The following is a 21,426-nucleotide window of genomic DNA, read 5'->3' as shown; positions in this document are numbered from 1 at the left end:
GTAACAGATTGTGTGGTGTTCGTCAAGTGAAACCAAAGTTTATTCGTACGTATGTTCTACTTTCATTTTTGCCTGCTTTGCAGTTTCGCCTCAAAGTATTATATTTTCCTACTCTAAGTCCAGACGTCCATCCGCCGACCGGTTATCCGCGATCCGCTCGATAGTCCAAGTAATATCTGAAGCTTTTGCTTTCAGCGCGTTCCAGACATCCGGGTCCTGATATATATGAAACAGCGCTCCAAAGATCACGTCATACTCTCTCTTCGCGCCTTCCGGCAGGCCCGTCGCCTGGGCGATCTCCGCAAACCGGTACCTCGCCGCCTTTGGGAACTGGTCTTTCTTCATCTCATCCCCGGAATTTTCATAGACATACGCCCCGAATCCGCCCTTCACGGCATCCGTTTTCGAAAACCGGAGTTCTTTCTTCTCCTCATCCAGAGAATAATTGCAGGAATAGAGTACGTTTCCCCTCTTATCTTTGAAGGTTCTATATGCCCCGCCCGACGGACAGTACACAAACCTCCATCCGTCATCCCGGAACTTCTTTCTCCAACCATCCGGGAAGGCGTTGATATACACGGCGATCTCATTTTTCTCGGCCTCGCTCACCGTCTTCGCCGTTCCATCCGCGTTGACCGCCAGAATATCCCCCGCCGGATCCGGCTGTCCGTCGTAGTCGGTGTAGGAAAAGCCCGCGTACTCATTTACCCGCATGCTTCCATCCGGGCGGAACGCGTATGTCTTTCCTTTTATTGTGCGGACAGCTTCCTTGTTCATCTTTCCGTCCGAGTCAAACCAGTACCAGTTTCCCTTATCCTGAAACCACTGGATCTTCGCGTTCCCCGCGGAATCATAGTAGTACCAGTTTCCGCCGCCCGGACCGTCGTACTGCCAGCCCTCGGAGAGGGAACCGTCCTGGTTGAAATGGTAACGGATGTTTCCCACCGTCTTCCATCCGGTCTCCATGATTCCGTTTCTGTCAAAATGGTACCACTCGCCGTCGATATCCTCCCAGGTACCCCGGGCTTTGCGCCCATCCGAGTATGTGAAGGTGTAACCGGCATCCGTGAGCGTCCATTTTCCATCCGCAGCGAAAGATGTTATAGTCTGCACAGCAAGCAGGATGCCGACAGCGCCGATCAGGATAAGTGTTCGTTTTTTCTTCATGGTCACTCCTCCTTTCCGTTTTTATCAAATGCTGGTAACTATTCAGTACCTTCATAGTTACGCGCAAAAATCCATTTCAGATCAGCTTTGCTGATGGGATTTTTGTCTTCCGGCCTATGTTTTCTTACGGTCAGCGCAGCAAGTGCGCAGACCTGCTGAATGGTTACGATATATTCTGTTCAAAAATCTTCCTTCCGGAACCGGAATTACATTCTTTATGCCTCATTATCTTGAATCCCGCTTTAAAATACCTTATACTAAGCAGGAACTCAAAGTATGTACATGAAAGGAACCTAAATATATGAAACGATTTTTCGCCTGGGCCGGGATCCTCATCATCGCCGCGGTCTTCCTCGCCCTCATCGTCCTGACCTTCACCGGTGGCCCGGAGAATGTCATCCTGGCGCTCCTGTTCTGCGTCATCGTCATCCCGGTGATGCTCTACGGCTACGCGCTGATCTTAAAGTACGTCCGAAACAGAAACAAAAGGGATAACTAACAAAATCCGTAATCTTTTGCCATCTTTTCCAGACGGTCAGCAGCCGCCTCAAGCGTCTCTTTCCCTCTGGAAAAATGCAGACGGATGTAATTGTTTACCGGCTCCTTAAAGAAGCTGGAACCCGGCACAGCTGCCACACCGTAATTCTTTATCATCCATTCACAGAATTCCAAATCTGTCCAGCCGGTAAACTCCGGCTTCTCAAGAAATCCCGAGATATCAACGAGAACAAAATAGCTGCCCTGAGGTGTCGTGTGGGAAAGTCCCATCTGCTCCAACCTTCCACAGAGATAATCTCTCTTTTCTGTGTAGAGATCCTTTAACCATTGATAGTACTCTGGTCCAAATTTCAGACCAGTGACTGCCGCTTCCTGAAGCGGTGCCGCAGCGCCTACGGTCAGGAAATCATGGACCTTCTTCGCCGCCTCGATCACATGTTCCGATCCGATCAGATAGCCGAGTCTCCATCCGGTCATGGAGTATGTCTTTGAGAGGGAGCTGCAGGTGATCGTCCGCTCATACATTCCGGGCAAAGCAGCCATGGAGATATGGCGGTTCTCACCGTAGATAATGTACTCGTACACCTCGTCCGTGATCACAAAGGCGTCATACCGCTTTGCGAGCTCCGCGATCTCCTCCATCTCTTCCATCGTAAATACTTTTCCACAGGGATTCGACGGATTACATAGGATCAGTGCCTTCGCACCGGCCTGAAACGCCCGTTCCAGAGCTTCGCTGTCATAATGGAAATCCGGCGGCACAAGCGGCACATAGACCGGATCTGCCCCGGAGAGGATCGCGTCCGCCCCATAGTTCTCATAGAACGGGCTGAACACCGCGACCTTATCTCCCGGATTGCACACGGTCATCATCGCCGCCATCATCGCTTCCGTTCCCCCGCAGGTCACAACGATCTCCTTTTCCGGATCGATCTCACGGGCAAATTTCTTTGTATACATTTCTGCCAGCGCGTCCCGGAAATTCTTCGCCCCAAAGGTGATGGAATACTGGTGTGGACCATGCTCCGCCGCTTCCTTTAACGCGTCCAGGATCTCCTGCGGCGGATCAAAATCCGGGAATCCCTGACTTAAGTTAATGCTTCCCGGTGTCATATTGTTGATCCTTGTCATCCTGCGGATGACGGAGTCTGTAAATGTCTGTACTCTTCTGCTTAATTCCGGCATATGTAAAACCTCTCTTCTATTGTCATGTATGATGTCTTTCCGGTATTCCGATCCTTCCGCGCGCACATCTCAGTATTACGTTCCGAATCGTCCCTCTGTTCTAATATCTTATCACAACTTTCATGACAGACCTATTGATTTTTCTTTACATTTCTATAAAACTTCCCCCGGATCATTTGTATTGTCAAAACAAAAAGCGACAAGCCTAATTCATAAGCTCATCGCCCTTAATGATCACAGTCGGACCTGTTTACAGAGTTTTTCTCCCTCTTCCTCTCGGACTCTCCGCAACTCACTGCCAGGGCTTTGATGAAGAGGTATTCTTCTCCCTGATCCTCATACCAGCCTCTCTCCTTCCCTCTCGGCTGATATTTTTCCATCATCGGTCCATTCGCAGCCTACCGATTTCATGGTCTCCCCCGGCTGTATCAGCTCGATCCATGTCTCCAGTGCACTCTTCCGCTCTCTGTCTGACAGCGGCGTGTTGAAATTTTCTGTGCAAAGCATATTCGCACGCTTATTTAATGATTGGTCCCTTACTCTTTTGTCATAACCCCTGAAAAAAGTAGCTTTTATAACGCAAAAAGACTCAAGTCTCTCGACTTGAGTCTTTCGTGCGGAAGATGGGACTTGAACCCACACGATGTAACCACCACAAGATCCTTAGTCTTGCTCGTCTGCCAGTTCCGACACTTCCGCGCATCGGGTGTTTCAAGATTTTGTATCTCTCACCGACGCATATTAATATATCATAGTTCTTTCTGTTTGGCAAGTACTTTTTTAAACTTTTTTTATTTTTTTAATAACATATTTTTTTCACTCAATTTGTACTATATTCTATCCCATGGCATAACCGAAATCCGCTAAAGAGATCATCTCCACAGTAAGACCCATCCCAAAGATATCATGCAATGATCTCTACGGCTATATCTCACAAAACATCTTCTGCAGTCATCCTTCAGAAATATCATCTATCTTAAATTTCCATCGCCTTTTCTCCTGCTCTTCCCACAAACGCCGAATATAGCGCTTCCCTCTGGTGCTCATCGCAACCGCGCTTCCTTCTCTCCATGTTACACTTTGCGTGGCATTTTCCTCAAAATACGCATTCATACATTAATTTGACAATTCCAGTACCATCACCTCAATCACCAGGCTCTCCACATCTATCGCTATTTTCTCTATAACGCAAAAAGACTCAAGTCTTTCGACTTGAGTCTTTCGTGCGGAAGATGGGACTTGAACCCACACGATGTAACCACCACAAGATCCTTAGTCTTGCTCGTCTGCCAGTTCCGACACTTCCGCGCATCGGGTGTTTCAAGATTTTGTATCTCTCACCGACGCATATTAATATATCATAGTTCTTTCTGTTTGGCAAGTACTTTTTTAAACTTTTTTTATTTTTTTAATAACATATTTTTTTCACTCAATTTGTACTATATTCTATCCCATGGCATAACCGAAATCCGCTAAAGAGATCATCTCCACAGTAAGACCCATCCCAAAGATATCATGCAATGATCTCTACGGCTATATCTCACAAAACATCTTCTGCAGTCATCCTTCAGAAATATCATCTATCTTAAATTTCCATCGCCTTTTCTCCTGCTCTTCCCACAAACGCCGAATATAGCGCTTCCCTCTGGTGCTCATCGCAACCGCGCTTCCTTCTCTCCATGTTACACTTTGCGTGGCATTTTCCTCAAAATACGCATTCATACATTAATTTGACAATTCCAGTACCATCACCTCAATCACCAGGCTCTCCACATCTATCGCTATTTTCTCTATAACGCAAAAAGACTCAAGTCTTTCGACTTGAGTCTTTCGTGCGGAAGATGGGACTTGAACCCACACGATGTAACCACCACAAGATCCTTAGTCTTGCTCGTCTGCCAGTTCCGACACTTCCGCGTATCGGGTGTTTCAAGATTTTGTATCTCTCACCGACGCATATTAATATACCATAGTTCTTTCTGTTTGACAAGTACTTTTTTGAATTTTGTAAAAAAAATGTTTTTTTAGCAATATTTAAAAAACTCTTGACAAATCCCACGCCTTATACTATAATATGTTTTGTCAATGAGATACGTCATCTGACGAGATGCAGAAGTGGCGGAATTGGCAGACGCGCACGGTTCAGGTCCGTGTGATAGCAATATCATGAGGGTTCAAGTCCCTTCTTCTGCACGAAGGCTTAAGTCGAAAGACTTAAGCCTTTTTTAGTTTCACATCAACAATCTCGCGATGCCGCGGCGCCCAAAGGGCCCCGCGTATCGTCTGGCTTCCGCCAATCCCATCTCTCCCTCCACACCCTTCCTTTTCCTTCCCTCATCCCGCCAATACACAGCGCCGACGGGCATCCGGGCACGGACGAGCCTGGGTGGAGGGAGCTGGTTTCCTCTTGGCTCGCAGGAAAATGCGTTGGAGGTCCGAGGACACTTGTTTGAGCAACGAAAGTTGCGAGTTGTGTCCTCGGACCTCCGCCCTTAGCATTTTTCCGGGAGCTTAGAGGAACCCTCCCGGAATCCCGTGAAGCGTCCGCGCCCGGAGGCCCGTCGGCGCGTAACTCCCACCACTATGAACCTCTCCCCAAAAAACGCAAAAAACCTCCCCGGCAGATCACTCCACCGGAAAGGTTTTTTCTATTCTCATCGACTAATTAAGCCAGTTTTGTTTTTGCTAACTCAGCAAGCTTTGCAAAGCCCTCTGCGTCGTTGATAGCCATATCGGATAATACCTTACGGTTCATAACAACACCAGCCTGCTTTAAGCCGTACATGAACTTGCTGTAGGAAAGGCCGTTGATTCTAGCTGCAGCGTTGATACGAGCGATCCAGAGCTGTCTGAACTGTCTCTTTCTCTCTTTTCTGCCAGCGTAGGAGCTTGTTAAAGCTCTCATTACGGACTGCTTTGCTACTCTATACTGTTTGGAACGAGCCCCTCTGTAACCTTTGGCTAACTTGAGCATTCTGTTATGTCTCTTCTTGGCATTTAAGCCACCTTTAATTCTTGCCATTGCTTAATTTCCTCCTTAATCTTAATTCCGAAACAAATTATAAATACGGTAAAATCTTCTTCATTACCTTGCTGTTTGTGATATCGGTAACGATGTCTTTTCTAAGATTTCTCTTACGCTTTGTGGATTTCTTAGTTAAGATATGGGACTTATAAGCTTTATTTCTCACTAACTGACCAGTTCCGGTCTTTTTGAAACGTTTTGCAGCTGCTCTGCTTGTTTTCATTTTAGGCATTGTTGTTTCCTCCTTAAAATTGTTCCCTTATCGTTTTGCAGTTAAAAACATTACCAGGCTTCTTCCCTCTACCTTGGAAGGCTTATCGACAACAGCGATATCGGAAAGTTTCTCAGCGAAATCATCCAGAATATACTTTGTCTGGTTCATATGAGCCATCTCACGACCGCGGAAACGAAGCGTAACTTTTACCTTGTTGCCTTTTTCGATGAACTTTCTCGCAGATCCGATCTTTGTATTAAGATCGTTTGTATCGATGTTCGGGGAAAGACGTACTTCCTTCACCTCGATCGTCTTCTGCTTCTTTTTCGCTTCCTTCTCCTTACGGATCATCTCATACTTGTACTTACCGTAATCAATGATCTTACATACCGGCGGCTTCGCTGCCGGAGCAATCTTTACAAGATCCAGTTCTGCGTCTCTCGCCATTTTATAAGCGTCTTTTGCAGACATGATTCCAAGCTGCTCACCATTTTCTCCAATTAAACGAACTTCCTTATCACGGATCTGCTCGTTAATCATTAACTCGCTAATAGCCGTACACCTCCAACTCTCATACTCTACATATGTCGATAGAAAAGAAAAAGCAGATAGGTAACTATCCGCTCGTAACTGCATTGGTTTGGCATGCTGCTGCATGATAAAAACCGATGTCTATGAACCCGGGTCACTTACTCGTGCCAGGGTGAGGCGGATACCTGCTTTCCTGTCAGTTGTTCTCACAACTTTTGTTATTTTACTATACCGCTATCGTTTTGTCAATCACTTTTCCCAGAATTTCCAATACTTTTTTCGGTTCAAGTGCACCTTCCATGATTCTGCCCGGTATTCTCCACAGACCTTTCATACTGCTCCCATGGATCTATCTTTGCAAAGACCCATATCGCAAATCCATAGTGCCTTTCTTTCAGGCAAAACAGCGGCTTTCCTGCTAAGTAAAAAAGGAACCGGCAACGGTCAGTCTGCTGTCATCAGCTTTCTCCGCAGCCAGTTCCTTCATTATTCCTACTTCTCCCTAAAGCTTGCACATTCCGTCTGCCCGACAGCCATGGCGCCGTCCCCGGCGATCGTGATCCGCTCTGCCCTGCACTGATGGTCATCATTGTAGAGACAGTTCGCTACATCACATTCCACCTCAAGCTTTGATTCCGGCGTCTTAAAAAGATTCTTAAAAAGACCGCCCCTGTTCTCCTCAAAGCTTCCGCAGCAGGTATCACAGCAGTTCTTCGCCTGCGCTCCCTCCACGAGGATTCCGCTCTTGCAGCAGCACTTCTCCGCATTATGGACACATGTCGTCACGGTACAATCCAGTTTTGTCATAAAATGGCCTCCTTTTTCCTGTTTCATCAGAGGTCATTATGCGCAGAAAGATCCCGAAGTATTCACTCTCCCGGGATTTTTCCTAAAACCAGCATAATTATTCAGTACCTTCATAGTTACGCGCAAAAATCCATTCCAGTTCAGCTTCCCTGATGGGATTTCTGCCTTATGCTTCCTCCACCGGATATTTCAGGCGTTTCAATCTCTCCATCAATGTACTGCTGTCCTTCATAAGCGGATAGATCGTAACGATGGACTGGTTATTCTTATCGATCAGCTCATAACTCACGATAGATCCCGTCTTTTTCTTCTTATAAACAACCGCTTTTTTCAAATCTGAAAACGGGACCACCTTTTTCTTTCCTATTACCGGGTTTACCTTGATCGTCTTGCCGTCAATCGTAGTCTTCCACAAAAGTCCCCACAGTGCAAATAAAATCCCCGCAATTCCGCAGATCACATAGAACGCCTTGATGAGCAGTTTTCCATCTGCCGCCGGATTCATAAAGAAGCTCCCCATAGTCAGCGCATCCACGATTCCCATGAACGGCACGACCAGCGTATATTTTAACTTCAATGTCGGCAGCTTTTCGATCTGCATTTTCTCTTCTTTTTTTATTTTCATCCCCAAAAGATCCTCTCCATTTAATTTTACACAGCTCCACCGTTCGGAACTATGGACTTCCATATAGAAATGGTCCTCCGTCCGTCTATACGTTTCTTACCTTCTCGATCACCTTATTGCACCGTTTTTCAAGGAAAGATCCGAATGTCTCCTTCTTTCCGCGGTAGAATCCCGCCTTCTCCACCGGGATCGCGAGGGATCTGTTCCAAAAGATCATATAATACTTGCTGGTCTCTTTGATCCATGCGATTCCCTCGTACTGGTACTCCGTGATGATGCCAGGCCGCTCCACCGTAAAGGTGTCCTCATAAAAATTCATGGTGCATCGGTCACCCTTTAATCCAGAGCTCTCCAGAAGCTGCAGAGCCTGATTTTTATCGGCAGATACGGAATTCGCCTTCTTTCCGGAAGTCTCCCCGTTCTGTCTCTCATTCATTCGCCGAAGTACTACAGCCGCCACAAGTCCGCAAAGCACCGCCTGCAGGATCCTCGTGGACTGATCAAGCTGTCCGAACGCCATGTAAACAGCTGCGCCCACAAGAAGCGCCATCAAAGTATCTTTCAGTCCGAAATCAGGAAGCTGGAACTTGATCTTCTTCCCATCGTTCTCCTTCGGCATCATCCGCGGCTTGGAAGCCACAACCTGGTGATAAAACATATCTTCATCATATGTAGATTTTACTGCGTATATCGGTTCCATCCCGCACCTCCTATCGTACTGCGATCTGTTCCATCGGAAGATGGCACTTTTCTGTCAGGAATCCTGCAAGCTCCGCGGAATTTCCCTGTACCGCGTCATCCTTCATGAAGTAACGCACCACATTTCCGCGCTCCACCAGCACATACATACCGGACATATCAATAAGGCGTCCCACGTTTTTATACTGCACACGGGATTTCTCATTCTTTCCGATAACCTCATATCCGTCCTCGTAGAAGCGGTATTCCCATTGATAGTTATCTTCCATCCTCCCCGCCTCGAACTGGAGATGGATCTGCTTTTTCGCGTCCAGCCAGCCTTTCAAAAGGGCATAGGTTCCAAACACGAATCCCATGGCACAGAGAATGCCGATCATCATGAGTGCGTCCCCGATCGTTCCGCCGATTACGACTTTTGCTGCCATGCAGAGCAGGAAAAGCCCAAGAAAGATCGACATGATCCTCTTTCCGCCGGACTGGAAACCGAGTTTCCGGACTCCCTTTTCCAGATGAAGCAGCTTTTCTTCCGTCACATGATGCCGGATGATAAACCGCGCGTCCTTTTCGTTCCGTAATTCCATTGTGTTCCTCCTTATTTTGTGTGATACAGCTATGCAGCGCCTCCGCGGTATACCTGATGCCGCCCTATGCACGACTATAAATTTCTTAGAAGATGATGATCGCCGCTGTCAGGCTCACGATTCCGAGAATGATTGATGCCGAGTTCACCGCGCTGGCAAGGTTCACATCTCCCTCAAGCATGGAGGTGTACGGAACGCCAAGGGCCGATACCGGGCCAAACATCAGGATTGCCAGGGTTCTGCGGATCTCCAGGGAAAACGGCAGAAACTGATAAAACAAAACTGCCAGGACTGCAGAAACTGCAAATCTCGTTCCCAGGATCTTCGCAACACTGCCCGTCTGCTCTCTCGTCATATGTAACTCCAGTCCGAGACCGATCATGGTCATAGAGAGGAAGGTGTTGGCGTTCCCCACAGTCTCAGCTACCTGGTCCATGAAGACCGGAATACGGAGTCCCGCCATCGTCAGTGCTGTCATAATTACATAGCAGTCAAACGGGATGGATTTTAAGAGCTGGATCACGATCCTCCGGATCTGATGCTTATCTCCGGCACCGCCTTTTCCTGCCACTGACGCAGCCACCGCATAGGAACCACCAGTACAGACCACCGCGTTTCCCGTATCAAAAAGGCTGGTACAGGCCACGCCCGGCGCTCCTAAGAATCCCTGGACGAAAGGCATCGTAAAGCAGCCGATATTGTATCCCGACGCGTTTACGAGGCCAAACGCCTTCTGGTCCCTCGTCCCTTTCGCAAAAAGTCCGTATCCGATCACCGCATACGCACCGCTGCACAGGAAACCGATCAGCACGATCACCAGCATGGAGACATCCATGGTCGCCTGGCTGAAGTTATGGATGATCGCTGCCGGGAGTGTGATCTTCGTGACGAGCTTCGAGAAGACCGGAAGATCCGACTGGCTTAAAAGACCAATTTTTTTCAGACCATATCCCATCAGGATGATCAGGAAAAAGCAGCCCGCTTTTAGTAAAACTGAACTCATATTTCATGTTCCTCTTTTTATGTATTTTCTCGCAGAAATAGAAACAAAATTTGTAACTGTTCAGTAGGTCTGCGCACTTGCTGCTCTGACCGTAAGGAAACATAGGCTGGAAGGCAAAAATCCCATCAGCGAAGCTGATCTGGAATGGATTTTTGCACGTAACTATGAAGGTACTGAATAGTTACCAAAATTTATTATATCTCAAAGTCACACTTGAATCAATCATTCTTTTTCCGCCTGTTTTGCCCGCTCCTCCACTGGACATGTTTCCATTCTGATGTTATACTTGTTCTGTTCTCATACAGTTTTCAGGGAGGTTTTTACCATGTCCGAAGAAAAAGATGCAAAAATCCAGGAACTGGAAGCCGAAATTGCCCGTTTAAAGGACGAAAATTCAAAGCTTCAGGAGACCGTCCAGTGGATGCACGACCTGATCTGGAAGATGGTCCGTGAACGCGAGGGACAGAAAGGAGATCCGTCCGATGGTACATACGCTTGTCCCGATGTCCGTGAAAATTAAGATCAAAAATTTTGAGACACCGGCGAGACTGATCAACCATATGGAATTATCCTGCGCAGTCGGCATGGCGTGCCGTCAGGCTTCGCTTCCGTGTCCGGAGGGAACTGCCGGAACAGATCTCAAGGAATTCGTAAAGTCGGTTCCGGACACGATCTATTCGAGTTCTGCCGTTGACGAAAAGCTGAAAGTGCTGATCCGCGATTATATCTACAAAAAGGGCGAGGTTCTGGATGATGATTCTCTGGTCACCCTGAAGCTCGGATATGAAAACACTTAAGTGATCGTGAGGATCCCGAATCATCACGCACTACGATCCAAGTCCGGATCACAGGAAAGGAGTTTGCAGCTATGGATTTTACACCAGCAGAATTTCCAACCACTGGAGTTTCTGAAAAAGAATTCATTGATAAGATGATCGCTCTGGCAAAGGCCGGCGAAGACGAGATGGAGCATTTAAAATGCGTATTCTACACATGGGCTGTTTTTTATGAGGCTGACGAGGAGACCACCAGCGGTATCGCTGAGTTCCTCGCAAATGCGGCTGAGATTGCAGAGAAAGACGCATTTATCAAAAGTCTGACTTGCATTTTATAAGAATTCGCACGTCCGCGCAGTGCAGAGGCTGACTATTTTTTCTATGCCGTGCTCATATAAAAAGATACCGGTATGACCGCGAAACGCACAGCTCATACCGGTATCTTTTTTGTTTAACAGGAAGACACATTCTTTTTTATCTTCATTTATTCTTCAGTGCTGTCCTCTTCCGGGCAGAGATACTCAATCAGAGCGTCCTGCTCTTTTCCGGAAAGGCGGAAGAAACCTTCGCCCACGCAGAGGTAACCGTCCTCAACATAAACTTCGCTGGAATCGAAATACTCGCCCTTCGCGAACTTGCGGTTTAACTCCGCGTTGATCTCGCCATAGTTCTCCACCTGAAGGATCTTGTTTTTCTTCTGCTCGATCTTCATTAAGTGATAATATGCTTTCTTTAAATAGTTGCCCCGTTTTTTCATTAGAGTTCTCCTTTACTTTCGTTTCATATTTCTCCCGGCAGTTCTTGGTTCCGGGAAGTGTTCTGTAATTTAAAGTGTAAAGCATGAAAATAATTTTGTCAATCTGTGCTGTTCTCTTTCCAGTATAAATAGCTTTTCATGTAATATTTCGTGTGATACTTCCCCCGTAGATATGCACTTTTAGCGTTTTATTTGAGCTGATAACATCTTTTAATATTTCTCGCAAACAGGCATAAAATAAGGGAAATCCCGATTTCTCAAGACTTCCCTTATAGTGGACCTGAGGGGAATCGAACCCCTGTCCGAAAACCTATTCCCTGTTCTTCTACTATCATAGTCTGTTATTTAGAATTCCCGCCCGAACCCGAAAGCAGACATCCTGATCCGTTTGGTAGCTTCATCATACGCCCGCGTGCGCAAAGCTTTGCACGTGTCGTTTCCTGCTTTAAATGATGCCGGTTACTTAAAATGCAGGTATTCTAAGGCCGACAGCTGCCTAAATTAGGCTGCGTATGCTAATTCGTCGTTAGCGTTTATATTTAGGTTTGCCATTTAACGCATTGCATGCGGATAGCTTCACCAGCTTCAAAGCCCCCGTCGAAACCAGTACAAGCCCTTACTGGCACTCTCTTCGGAGTTTATCGCATCGCCCGATCCGCAATGGACCGCAGACATTCTTCCGATGCGTTCGCTTTTGACAGTGTTCAAAATCCAGGCGACCCCGAATTCTATACTGGTACTGTTCTCGCGTAACACAAATTTTACCATCACTCGCCCAAATTGTCAAGGGTCCGCAGTATAGATCCGCTCTAGTACAGGTTTTTCACCTTGAATTCCTTCTCCAGCTCTCTTCTCTGATCCTTCTTCGCGATATCAGCGCGCTTATCGTAGAGCTTCTTACCTCTTGCGAGACCAATCTCCACTTTTACGAGACTTCCCTTAAAGTATACCTGGAGCGGCACTAAGGTATAACCTTTTTCCTGGATCTTTCCCTTTAATTTGTTGATCTCGTAGCGGTGCATCAGGAGTTTTCTCTCGCGGAGCGGGTCCTTGTTGAAGATATTTCCCTTCTCATACGGGCTGATATGCATGCCGTAGATCATGACCTCGTCGTTTGTGATCCGCACGAAGGATTCCTTGATGCTGCACTTGCCCATACGCATAGACTTTACTTCCGTTCCCGCAAGGGCAATACCGCACTCGAACTTATCATCGATAAAGAAGTCGAAATACGCTTTTTTATTGTTCGCGATCAGCTTAAAGCCGCTGCTCTTTGCCATAATCCTATCCTCTTTTCTGTTCCAGCCGGGAACTCATCCGACCGGAACTTATCTCTATATTATAATACCATTTCACTGCAAAGCAATGTTTTCCGGGAAATTTTCGCCGCCAATCCGTCGTGTCCGAATCATTTCGCCTAATCAAATTTTCTTACCGGCAGAAAATCAATGGTCTTCAAATATCTGTCCACAGAGACCACCTGGATCTTCACCGTCTGTCCCAGCTTATATTTCTTTCTCGTCCGCTCTCCCACTAACTCATAGTGTTCCTCATCGAACACATAGTAATCGCCATCCAGGTTCGCAAGGCGTACCATGCCTTCCACAGTATTCGGGAGTTCCACATAGAAACCGTAGTTGCTGATTCCAGAGATCACACCGGTGAATTCCTCGCCGATATGGTGTTCCATGAACTGGACCTTCTTCGCCTTGTCGGTCTCCCGCTCCGCCTCGTCCGCAAGGCGTTCCCTGGATGATGTCCAGACCGCAACCTCCGGCAGGATCTTCTCGTAGTGGGCCACGCGCTTCTTCGTAAGCTCACCGTGAAGATTCTCCTTGATGATACGGTGGATCTGAAGATCCGGGTATCTGCGGATCGGGGAGGTGAAGTGGGTATAATAGTTCGCCGCAAGACCGAAATGTCCCATGCAGTCCGTCGTGTACTTCGCCTGTTTCATGGAGCGGAGCGCCAGTCTCGCGAGAAGCGCCTCCTCCGGGGATCCGGCCACCTTTGCAAGAAGCTTCTGCATCTCCTTCGGGTGAAGCTCCCCGTTCTGGAGACGGATCGAGTAACCGAAATTGTTGATCAGGATTCCGAAGCGCTTGATCTTCTCCCCATCCGGCTTCTCATGGCTGCGGTACAGGAACGGCGCCTGCTGCCAGTAGTAATCTTCCGCCACGGTCTCGTTGGCCGCCAGCATGCAGTCCTCGATCAGCATTGTCGCCGCGTTCCGCTCGTATGGCTTGATCTCCACCGGGCGTCCCTTTGCGTCCAGGATGATCTTGCACTCCGGGAAATCGAAGTCCACAGCACCTCTCGCCATGCGCTTTTCTCTTAAGACGCGAGCGGTCTCGTCCAGAAGCAGGAACATCGGGACGAAATCCTCGTACTCTTCCAGGCACTTTTTCGCGAATTCAGCTTTCTCTTTCGCTGCGTCTTTCTTTTTCTCGAGATCATCTGCCTGTACATTTTTCAGACTCCGTTTCGATTTTTTCTGTTCATCATTCTCAAAACGCTCGTCCTGGTTCCGTCCTTTTGTCTCTTCTAACTCAGCGTCCTCCCCGCTATTCTTTCCATTCTTCGCTTCCAGGATCGCATTCACCGCCGTGTACGTCATTCTCCGGTCAATGTTCACCACAGACTCGCAGATCTTATGCCCCACAATAATACCCTTTTCATCGATATCCATAAGACAGCTCATCGCCAGCCTGTCACATCCTGCATTCAGGGAACAGATTCCGTTGGAAAGTCTGTGGGGCAGCATCGGGATCACGCGGTCCACAAGGTACACGCTGGTTCCCCGCTTGTACGCCTCCTCATCGAGAGGACTCTTCTCCTTTACATAATGGCTCACATCCGCGATGTGAACGCCGAGATGGTAGATCGTCTCCCCGTTTATCGTCTCCTTCGACACACTGACTGCATCGTCCAGATCCTTCGCATCCTCTCCGTCGATGGTCACCATCGGCACATTTCGAAGGTCCACTCTTCCGTTCTTCTCGATCTCCTCCTCCACATATTCCGGCGAGAGCGCCTCCGGAACATGGGAGACCTCCTCCATCACCTCTTCCGGGAACTCCTCCGGCAGCCCGTAGGCCCGGACGATGGACAGGATATCCACTCCCGGATCATTGATATGACCCAGAATTTCCTTTACATGGCCTTCCGGATTTTTATTTTTCGCCGCGTAAGTATCCAGCTTTACCACAACTTTGTGCCCGGATACCGCGCCATTTTCCTTTCCCTGGGGGATAAAGATATCCATGGTGATCCGCGGGTTGTCCGGGATCACGAAACCGAAATTCTTGTTTTTCTCGAAGGTTCCGATCAGGGTCTCGTTGGCATGCTTCAATACCTTTAAGACTCTCGCCTCCGTCCGGCCGCCTCTTCCGTTCTCATTGATGACGACCTGGACCGTATCCCCGTCCATGGCATCCCCGGTATCATCCGGCGGGATAAAGAGATCATCCTCCCTGCCCTCGATAGTCACAAAGCCGAAGCCCCGGTGATGAGCCGCAAAAACTCCCGTCTGGGCGAAGACCTCGGATCTCGCATATTTTCCCTTTTTCGAGATTCCAACCTTTCCAGACGCCACCAACTCATTTAAAACTTCTTCCAGCTCGCCGCGCTGCTCCTTTGTGACACCAAGAAGCATCGCCAGCTCTTTTAATTTCATCGGAACATATGTCGGATCCTTCATCAGGTCCAGCAGCATATTTTTCCGCTCTTCCATTAACTTTTCTTCCATTCTTCTCCTTAAATAATATCCGGTAAAATCCAAACAATCTAAAAGTTCCCAGTGCAGTATTCACACCGGGCAGCCGCAAATGATCAAATTAATAAGATTCTGCAGACCATATTATAAATAATAAAGAGCGCGCCCTTTTGTCACCCGGAATCTTCATCGAAATTTCCTGTTAAACAAAAAACACTCCTGCACGGAAGTTATCGCTGCAAGAGTGTTCGTCATCTTAGAATTAAATTACCTTTAAATTTAATACCAGGGCAAGTACAAAAATCAGGATTGCCGCAATTTTTGTAAACTTTTCAAGGTTGCCTTCCATAGAACGGCCTTTATTTTTTCCCCAGTAGCTCTCAGCTACACCACTGATCGCGCCAAGTCCGGAAGTCTTTCCTTCCTGCATTAACACGATCACTGTCATTGCGATACATAAGATAACGAATACGATCGTCAGAATAATTCTAATCACCGACTACACCTCCTGTCCACAGATAAAGCCATCATAACATAAAAACTCAGGGCTGTCAATCTCCAGCTTGCGCGCTGAAATCTCAGGCAGCATGCAGGCAGTTACTGACATTGCCCGTGTACAATAACTACGGACTTACTGTCTGCCGCGCTCGAAAGCGCATGGGGACGGTACGAAGCAGGCAGGCAGAAGAATGCCTGCCTGCTTCGGAAGTTTTTTACGGATCACTGGAGCTTTTTCCAGTCGATCCAGTCGCCGTAATAGACGGTCTGGTCTTCCCCGTTTTTCGTCCATATCTTATATGGGTAGGAGCTCCCCGATAAGTCTGCGCTGAAACTGAGCGTTTTATCCGCATTGTTTTCGTTTCCGGAAGATAAGATATTAGACATGGACTCCTCTCCCGGCACTGCCGCCAGATTTACAGCAGGCACACTCCTGTTTCCAACCATGTATCTTCCCTTCAGACCAGGAATCGCCAGATATGTACAGCTATAAAATGACGTTTCCGATCCGTTGACGTTTCCGGCCATGATCCCGGTATTTCCCGGCCAGTCCCTGCTGATCGTCGGACCGCCGTCCTGTTTTTCCGTCTTTCCGCGGCGGTCAATATTTCCCGCAAAGTAACAATCCTGAAATTCCAGTTTCTTGTTTCCTGTGACACATCCGATCAGACCGCCCGTTCCGCCGGAATACCCGCCGGAACTGCCGGAATCACTGATCCCGGCTGCCACAAAACACTGCCCAACCGTCATTTTTCCATCCAGAGTGCCGATCAGGCCGCCGACTACCCAGACTCCTGTGATGCTGACTCCATCCGTGAGATCCCATGTACGTTCTGCATCCGTCCGATGATCAAGCCCAGCATATGGGTAGGAGTCATTTCTTCCCGCTACGTAAGAATTTTTGATCATTCCCTCTGATGCAGCGAGTTTCCCGATGAATCCACCGCAGCCCTCCGTGTTCGTTCCGCCCGCAATATACCCGGAATAGATACACTGATCCATCGTAAACGTTTTCGTCTTCACAGAGCCTATAAAACCGCCGACAGTCCCTCCGTTATACCTTCTCCGGACCAGGGCATTTCTGCCATGAAGAGATACCCGCTCCACATCGACCTCATCGACATCCGCGCTGCCCACAAGACCACCCGTAGAGTTTCCATATCCGCCGGAAGCGATCTGGATATCGTCTCCATATATCTCGATATCTTTTAATACGAGTTTTTTCTCATCGGCATTTCCGCTTCCAACGCTCTGGATCAGGAGCGCCGCGTTTCCGCTTCCCTTCGCGATTGCCCTGGGATCCTTCAATTTCAGGTTTGAAATCTCCATGCTGGGAGCGCTGACAAATAAGGACGCACCCTGATCCTGGTGAGTACCACCCATCTCCATGTTCAGTCCCGCGATCGTAAATCCACCTCCATCATAGAAACGGATCTCCGGATTATTGATCGGAACAAAACATCCCTTCTCAGAAAGTCCGCTCGTGCCGCCGTAAATGATCCAGTTTTCATACGCCGCATCCATCTCCCCGCAGTACGGTCCGGCACCGTATTTTGTCACCGCTCTGATCTCATCATCTGCTGTCCAGATAATATTGTCCCTTTGGATGACCCGCGTTACCTTGATCCTATTATGCTTCCACTCTGTATTTCCAAAGAAATTTAAGTTTTCCAGATGTCTCGCGTTGGAGACATAAGCCGTGTATGTCTCATCCCCGTCGTCGTTCGGCGCGATACTCTGAAACAAGCTGTTCACTGTTGTCCGCTCCGGTTCTTCCGGAATCCGGATCCCATCGCAGACACCGATCTCGATATCTTCCCCGGCTTTCATATCCATCCTGTTTTCGCCATTCCAGTTGTCCCATAAGGCCTGATATCCGCCGCTGTTCACCGAAAGGTTGTCCACATACAGGCGGATCTTCATTTTCCCATCCTCAGTAATGGAATATTCCAGCCTCTTTTCAATATCATTGCTCTCGTTCAGCCACACACCCGGTTCGAGAGTAAAACCATCCTGCGTTTCCGCCCGGACGATAGAAAATTTTGTTCCGGAGAAGTCTTCTCCATTTGAGACTGGCTTCACGATATAGTAAATACTCTTTCCACTCTGGGTTCCTGTCACAGAAAACGTCACATACCTGTTTCCATCTGCCGGAAGATCGATCTCCTGCTCCACATAGAGCCGGTTTCCGTTGGTGACCGGTGAATCGGCTGGCTCTGGATCAGGAGTCGGTATCGGCTCTTCCGATCCGGCCGGGATCATCCGGACCCAGTCGCCGATATGGACTCTCACATATTTTGACAGACCATCCCGCTCACCCGCAGACACAGAACCATCTTTCTTCATCAGATCGAGGACCGTCGGCATCGGATATGTCTTTTCCAGTGTTCTGTCATAAGGAAACCCCTTGCTGTCTCTCGTTTTATCCGACGCAAACTCTCCGTTCAGGTCCTCTGAATGCACCGCTGCCCTGGCTCCATTTACATAAACAGAACTGTAACAGAACGGAAACTCCGAGGCTGCCCGTCCGGAAACTCCGAAGTTTCCCGCAATAGAACCATAAACTCCCACAAAAGCAGCTTCTCTCTGCGGCTGGTCCGCATCCGGAGCTTCTCCCTGTTCCGTGTTCCGGGACCTTGTGACGGCGTTTGAGTACACCGATGCCGTCACATAGGAATGGGAAACTGCGCTGCCCGCCGGAAGAACTCCCGCCAGACCGCCTGCTCTCGTGTTTCTAGATACGATGTTATACCGGCCTGTTGTTTTCTCAAATTCTGCCTGCCCCGGCACAGGATCTCCTAAAAATTTCCCTTCCGAAGTATGGCCGCCGACATAGCAGCCGTCGATCATGACTTTTCCAGCCGTGACAGCACTTCCAATAAGACCGCCAACGTAATCCTTTCCATCTACATAGACGGATGACGCACTGGCGGAGATCTTTAAATTTCCATCTGTCACACTTCCGATGAGACCGCCAGCCGCTCCATAGGAGGAAAAGATCCTGAGCGCGGCCTCTTCCTCCCCTGAAAGTTCTGTCCGATCCGGTTCAGATCCGGCGGACACTTTGCTGCGGAAGCTGTTCTCCACAAGAACTCCTGTAAGAGAAAGACTCTTTCCATCAAAAGTCCCGACAACACCTCCCGCGTCCACGCTTGCGCCGGATGCTGCGTTCCTGGTTCCATTTACAGAAATTTCCGGGTACTGGATCAGGACATCGCTCACGTCGATCTGGCTCTCCCCGCTTCCGCGCCCGATCAGTGCACCGGCACAGGCTGTCCCATTTGCAGTGACGTTCATCCGGCGCAGTATCAGATGATCTACCGTCAGATTCTTTGTCACATTTCCAAAGAGACCGCCGTTCACCCCGTCCTCTGTTTCGATCCGGATCCCGTCGACAGAAAAGGTATTTCCGTGGTAATCCAACGCAAACTGTGGATCCACCGGCACAAAACAGCCAGCTTTCGCGCTTTTCTGCTCTTCCCGCTCTTCTCCTGCTGTCATGTAATAGACGGAGATCTGGGATGGATCGATCTGTTTTCTCCGGAAGTTTCTATGGATATCTGCCGCGTCTTCCCGGAATTCTTCCCAGGAAAGGGCCTTCTGCTGCACAGCCGCGTATCTCTGGTCCGAAGAGTCATCTCCTACTGTGGATAATGCCAGCCTTTCCCCGTTTTCAACAGGATCAAACTCTGAGATTCTGTAATCGAGGTTTTCCAGATGGCGCAGATCCCCGATCGCAACTTTGTCTTCTTTTTTACTCTCAAAGAGACTGTTTGCCTCAAGAAGCCCGCTGCTCTGAAGGACACGTGATCCACCCGGTGCGAACAGTTTTGCGCATACCCGGATATCCTCTCCGGGAATCAATCGTTCTGTTCCCTCGAAATTGCTCGCAAGCTCTTCATTCAGATCCGCAAACCGCAGGCCTTTTTCCGTCACATCATCCAGCACATAGTAATAAGCTTCACTTGTGGCGATCCCATTCTGTCTGGAACCATCTTTCTTCAGATCAAACCAGCATTCCGCCCCGCTGGACATTCCTTCCAGAAACAGTTTCAGATCATAATCCTTATTTGAGAGCATGTTCGGATCATATACTTTCACATAGAGGACCGGCCCGTCAAAAAGCTCCATGGAGATCGGCTGAAACTCCGGCGCTGTCGGCTGATCTCCACTCCCAGAGCTCTCACCGCCATAATATCCGACTGCCTGTCCATGACCCGCAAAAGCGTTGTTTGTTCCGCAAAACCGTTCTCTCTTATCGGGATCGGCGGCCGCCTCTGTGAGTGCTTCACTTCCGATATCCTCCCGTACAAACTGATATCTGTCGGAATACCATACCCCCCGGACACTTCCCGTTCCTGGTTCATAAAATACAAGATAGTTTCCGTCTGTCCTCACGGTCTCATCGATGGAACCAAACGGGAGAAGTCTCTCCCTGATCTCACCGGTGGAATCATTTTCCCCTCCGTCATACAGGACCACATAGACCGCATCGGAATCGCTGGCCTTTATCCCGAGCTTCCCCTCAGACTCCCCCTGTTCCAGCAGACGGGCCATGATTCCCTGGGAGCTTTCCAGACTAAGCCTGTTCTGGGCCGCGAGGAAGATCTCTTTCGCGGTCTGGTCCATCTCCAGCCTCCGCAGACGGCTTTGATAGCGGAGCACTGCCACAAAAGAAGCACCGGCAAGGATCGTGATGATCGCGACGACCACCAGAAGTTCTGCCAGTGTAAATCCCCATTTCCCCCTTTTTCTATTATTACCCGTATCTTTCATCTAACGTTCCTCCAGATTGACTGCCCTTACTTTTAACTCCGGCAGAACAGCCACAGGGGTTCCTGTTCCGGTCCCCGATCTATTTTTTTCGTACACAGAAATATTTTTTACTGTAAAACAGGCATTTCCATAGGTACATCTCTCAAAGGCCGTATAAAACCGGTCAGCCATCGCTCCCTCTGACAACAGAGGAATCCCTCTTTCGACAGTCCCATTTTCATACACTCTGCTGATCCCGTGCTCCGGGTCCACGGAAAACCGTACCCACGCGTGTTCTTTTCCGCTCAGAAACAGGCTGCTCTCTACAGGATCTGTCTCCGCGTTTTCATCCACGTCGAGGGCAGAAGAAAGTTCCCCTGTCATCAATTCCACCGTCGTTGCAAGAACCTGTTCCGCATCCGCCCTTCTCACGACCTTTTCATAGGCATGCTTTACTGCCATGACACCGCCGCTGATCACCAGGGTCAGCATGGAAAGGATCAGGAGTGACGCTAAAAGTTCTGTGAGTGTCATTCCTGAATCAGAAAAAAGCCGCCGGATACCGGCATTCGTTTCATTTTTTTTCATAG

General features: G+C 48.6%; 21 protein-coding genes, 4 tRNA genes and 1 other RNA gene. 5 read left to right on the top strand and 21 right to left on the bottom strand.

Annotated elements, in window-relative coordinates:
* Nucleotides 1–108 precede the first annotated feature (108 nt).
* Nucleotides 109–1,167: a hypothetical protein gene (locus tag DW677_RS03180; protein WP_117503950.1), complete on the bottom strand. Its 1,059-nt coding sequence runs from the start codon at nt 1,165–1,167 to the stop codon at nt 109–111.
* A 301-nt stretch (nt 1,168–1,468) separates the two neighbouring features.
* Here DW677_RS03180 and DW677_RS03175 point away from each other — a divergent pair, with 301 nt between their 5' ends.
* Nucleotides 1,469–1,666: a hypothetical protein gene (locus DW677_RS03175; RefSeq protein WP_015554695.1), complete on the top strand. Its 198-nt coding sequence runs from the start codon at nt 1,469–1,471 to the stop codon at nt 1,664–1,666.
* On the opposite strand, the gene DW677_RS03170 is transcribed toward DW677_RS03175, so the two are convergent.
* From DW677_RS03170 to DW677_RS03155, 5 genes are all read right to left on the bottom strand, one after another.
* Nucleotides 1,663–2,850, bottom strand: a complete 1,188-nt coding sequence (locus tag DW677_RS03170; RefSeq protein ID WP_117566481.1) for a pyridoxal phosphate-dependent aminotransferase — start codon at nt 2,848–2,850, stop codon at nt 1,663–1,665. The two genes, DW677_RS03175 and DW677_RS03170, sit on opposite strands and share 4 nt — an antisense overlap.
* A gap of 227 nt (nt 2,851–3,077) precedes the next feature.
* Complete coding sequence (locus tag DW677_RS18230) at nt 3,078–3,233, bottom strand: hypothetical protein (RefSeq protein ID WP_181968287.1); 156 nt, start codon at nt 3,231–3,233, stop codon at nt 3,078–3,080.
* A 232-nt stretch (nt 3,234–3,465) separates the two neighbouring features.
* Nucleotides 3,466–3,549, bottom strand: a tRNA-Leu gene (locus DW677_RS03165).
* A gap of 525 nt (nt 3,550–4,074) precedes the next feature.
* A tRNA-Leu gene (locus DW677_RS03160) sits at nt 4,075–4,158 on the bottom strand.
* A 525-nt stretch (nt 4,159–4,683) separates the two neighbouring features.
* Nucleotides 4,684–4,767: transfer RNA gene (locus DW677_RS03155), tRNA-Leu, on the bottom strand.
* A 192-nt stretch (nt 4,768–4,959) separates the two neighbouring features.
* Between DW677_RS03155 and DW677_RS03150 the strand changes: the two genes are divergently transcribed.
* Nucleotides 4,960–5,043 (top strand) — tRNA-Leu (locus DW677_RS03150).
* Between the two features lie 472 nt (nt 5,044–5,515).
* Here DW677_RS03150 and rplT read toward each other — a convergent pair.
* The 8 genes from rplT to DW677_RS03110 form a co-directional block, all read right to left on the bottom strand.
* Nucleotides 5,516–5,872 (bottom strand): 50S ribosomal protein L20, encoded by a 357-nt coding sequence (gene rplT / locus DW677_RS03145; RefSeq protein ID WP_117566480.1) that lies wholly within the window; start codon nt 5,870–5,872, stop codon nt 5,516–5,518.
* A gap of 37 nt (nt 5,873–5,909) precedes the next feature.
* Nucleotides 5,910–6,107 carry a 50S ribosomal protein L35 gene (gene rpmI / locus DW677_RS03140; RefSeq protein ID WP_021906099.1) on the bottom strand — a complete coding sequence of 66 codons (198 nt, stop codon included), beginning with the start codon at nt 6,105–6,107 and terminating at the stop codon, nt 5,910–5,912.
* A gap of 27 nt (nt 6,108–6,134) precedes the next feature.
* Nucleotides 6,135–6,629 carry a translation initiation factor IF-3 gene (gene infC, locus DW677_RS03135; protein WP_015554700.1) on the bottom strand — a complete coding sequence of 165 codons (495 nt, stop codon included), beginning with the start codon at nt 6,627–6,629 and terminating at the stop codon, nt 6,135–6,137.
* Nucleotides 6,630–7,112: 483 nt separating this feature from the next.
* Nucleotides 7,113–7,427 carry a DUF1540 domain-containing protein gene (locus tag DW677_RS03130; RefSeq protein ID WP_015554701.1) on the bottom strand — a complete coding sequence of 105 codons (315 nt, stop codon included), beginning with the start codon at nt 7,425–7,427 and terminating at the stop codon, nt 7,113–7,115.
* A 166-nt stretch (nt 7,428–7,593) separates the two neighbouring features.
* Entirely contained in the window at nt 7,594–8,052 is a 459-nt protein-coding gene (locus DW677_RS03125; protein ID WP_021906097.1) for a DUF6560 family protein, read from the bottom strand.
* An 85-nt stretch (nt 8,053–8,137) separates the two neighbouring features.
* Nucleotides 8,138–8,752, bottom strand: coding sequence for a YcxB family protein (locus DW677_RS03120; RefSeq protein WP_117566479.1), 615 nt, complete (start codon nt 8,750–8,752; stop codon nt 8,138–8,140).
* Between the two features lie 10 nt (nt 8,753–8,762).
* Nucleotides 8,763–9,332 carry a hypothetical protein gene (locus DW677_RS03115; RefSeq protein ID WP_117566478.1) on the bottom strand — a complete coding sequence of 190 codons (570 nt, stop codon included), beginning with the start codon at nt 9,330–9,332 and terminating at the stop codon, nt 8,763–8,765.
* A gap of 85 nt (nt 9,333–9,417) precedes the next feature.
* The gene (locus DW677_RS03110) at nt 9,418–10,335 is read right to left on the bottom strand and encodes an AEC family transporter (RefSeq protein ID WP_117469802.1); all 918 of its coding nucleotides are present in this window, start codon (nt 10,333–10,335) and stop codon (nt 9,418–9,420) included.
* A 325-nt stretch (nt 10,336–10,660) separates the two neighbouring features.
* Here DW677_RS03110 and DW677_RS03105 point away from each other — a divergent pair, with 325 nt between their 5' ends.
* The 3 genes from DW677_RS03105 to DW677_RS03095 all read left to right on the top strand — a co-directional run bounded on the left by DW677_RS03105 (nt 10,661) and on the right by DW677_RS03095 (nt 11,449).
* Nucleotides 10,661–10,855, top strand: a complete 195-nt coding sequence (locus tag DW677_RS03105; protein WP_015554706.1) for a hypothetical protein — start codon at nt 10,661–10,663, stop codon at nt 10,853–10,855.
* Nucleotides 10,818–11,132 carry a DUF3837 domain-containing protein gene (locus DW677_RS03100; protein ID WP_117469803.1) on the top strand — a complete coding sequence of 105 codons (315 nt, stop codon included), beginning with the start codon at nt 10,818–10,820 and terminating at the stop codon, nt 11,130–11,132. Before DW677_RS03105 ends, DW677_RS03100 begins: the two co-directional genes overlap by 38 nt.
* 71 nt (nt 11,133–11,203) lie before the next feature.
* The gene (locus DW677_RS03095) at nt 11,204–11,449 is read left to right on the top strand and encodes a hypothetical protein (protein ID WP_015554708.1); all 246 of its coding nucleotides are present in this window, start codon (nt 11,204–11,206) and stop codon (nt 11,447–11,449) included.
* A 146-nt stretch (nt 11,450–11,595) separates the two neighbouring features.
* Here DW677_RS03095 and DW677_RS03090 read toward each other — a convergent pair whose 3' ends face one another.
* From DW677_RS03090 to DW677_RS03060, 7 genes are all read right to left on the bottom strand, one after another.
* Entirely contained in the window at nt 11,596–11,868 is a 273-nt protein-coding gene (locus DW677_RS03090; RefSeq protein ID WP_117566477.1) for a hypothetical protein, read from the bottom strand.
* Between the two features lie 272 nt (nt 11,869–12,140).
* Nucleotides 12,141–12,484, bottom strand: a transfer-messenger RNA (tmRNA) gene (gene ssrA / locus DW677_RS03085).
* A 193-nt stretch (nt 12,485–12,677) separates the two neighbouring features.
* Nucleotides 12,678–13,148: an SsrA-binding protein SmpB gene (smpB, locus tag DW677_RS03080; RefSeq protein WP_015554767.1), complete on the bottom strand. Its 471-nt coding sequence runs from the start codon at nt 13,146–13,148 to the stop codon at nt 12,678–12,680.
* Between the two features lie 137 nt (nt 13,149–13,285).
* Entirely contained in the window at nt 13,286–15,616 is a 2,331-nt protein-coding gene (locus DW677_RS03075; RefSeq protein WP_117566476.1) for an RNB domain-containing ribonuclease, read from the bottom strand.
* Nucleotides 15,617–15,845: 229 nt separating this feature from the next.
* On the bottom strand, nt 15,846–16,079 hold the full coding sequence (secG, locus tag DW677_RS03070) for a preprotein translocase subunit SecG (RefSeq protein ID WP_021906090.1): 234 nt from the start codon (nt 16,077–16,079) through the stop codon (nt 15,846–15,848).
* A gap of 224 nt (nt 16,080–16,303) precedes the next feature.
* Nucleotides 16,304–20,857 carry a type II secretion system protein gene (locus DW677_RS03065; RefSeq protein WP_117566475.1) on the bottom strand — a complete coding sequence of 1,518 codons (4,554 nt, stop codon included), beginning with the start codon at nt 20,855–20,857 and terminating at the stop codon, nt 16,304–16,306.
* Complete coding sequence (locus tag DW677_RS03060; protein ID WP_117566474.1) at nt 20,858–21,424, bottom strand: type II secretion system protein; 567 nt, start codon at nt 21,422–21,424, stop codon at nt 20,858–20,860.
* Between the last annotated feature and the right edge of the window lie 2 nt (nt 21,425–21,426).

The sequence above is a fragment of the Clostridium sp. AM25-23AC genome (assembly GCF_003435125.1).
Lineage (GTDB): Bacteria > Bacillota > Clostridia > Lachnospirales > Lachnospiraceae > Pilosibacter > Pilosibacter fragilis.
This window is presented reverse-complemented; position numbering and strand designations above follow the sequence as displayed.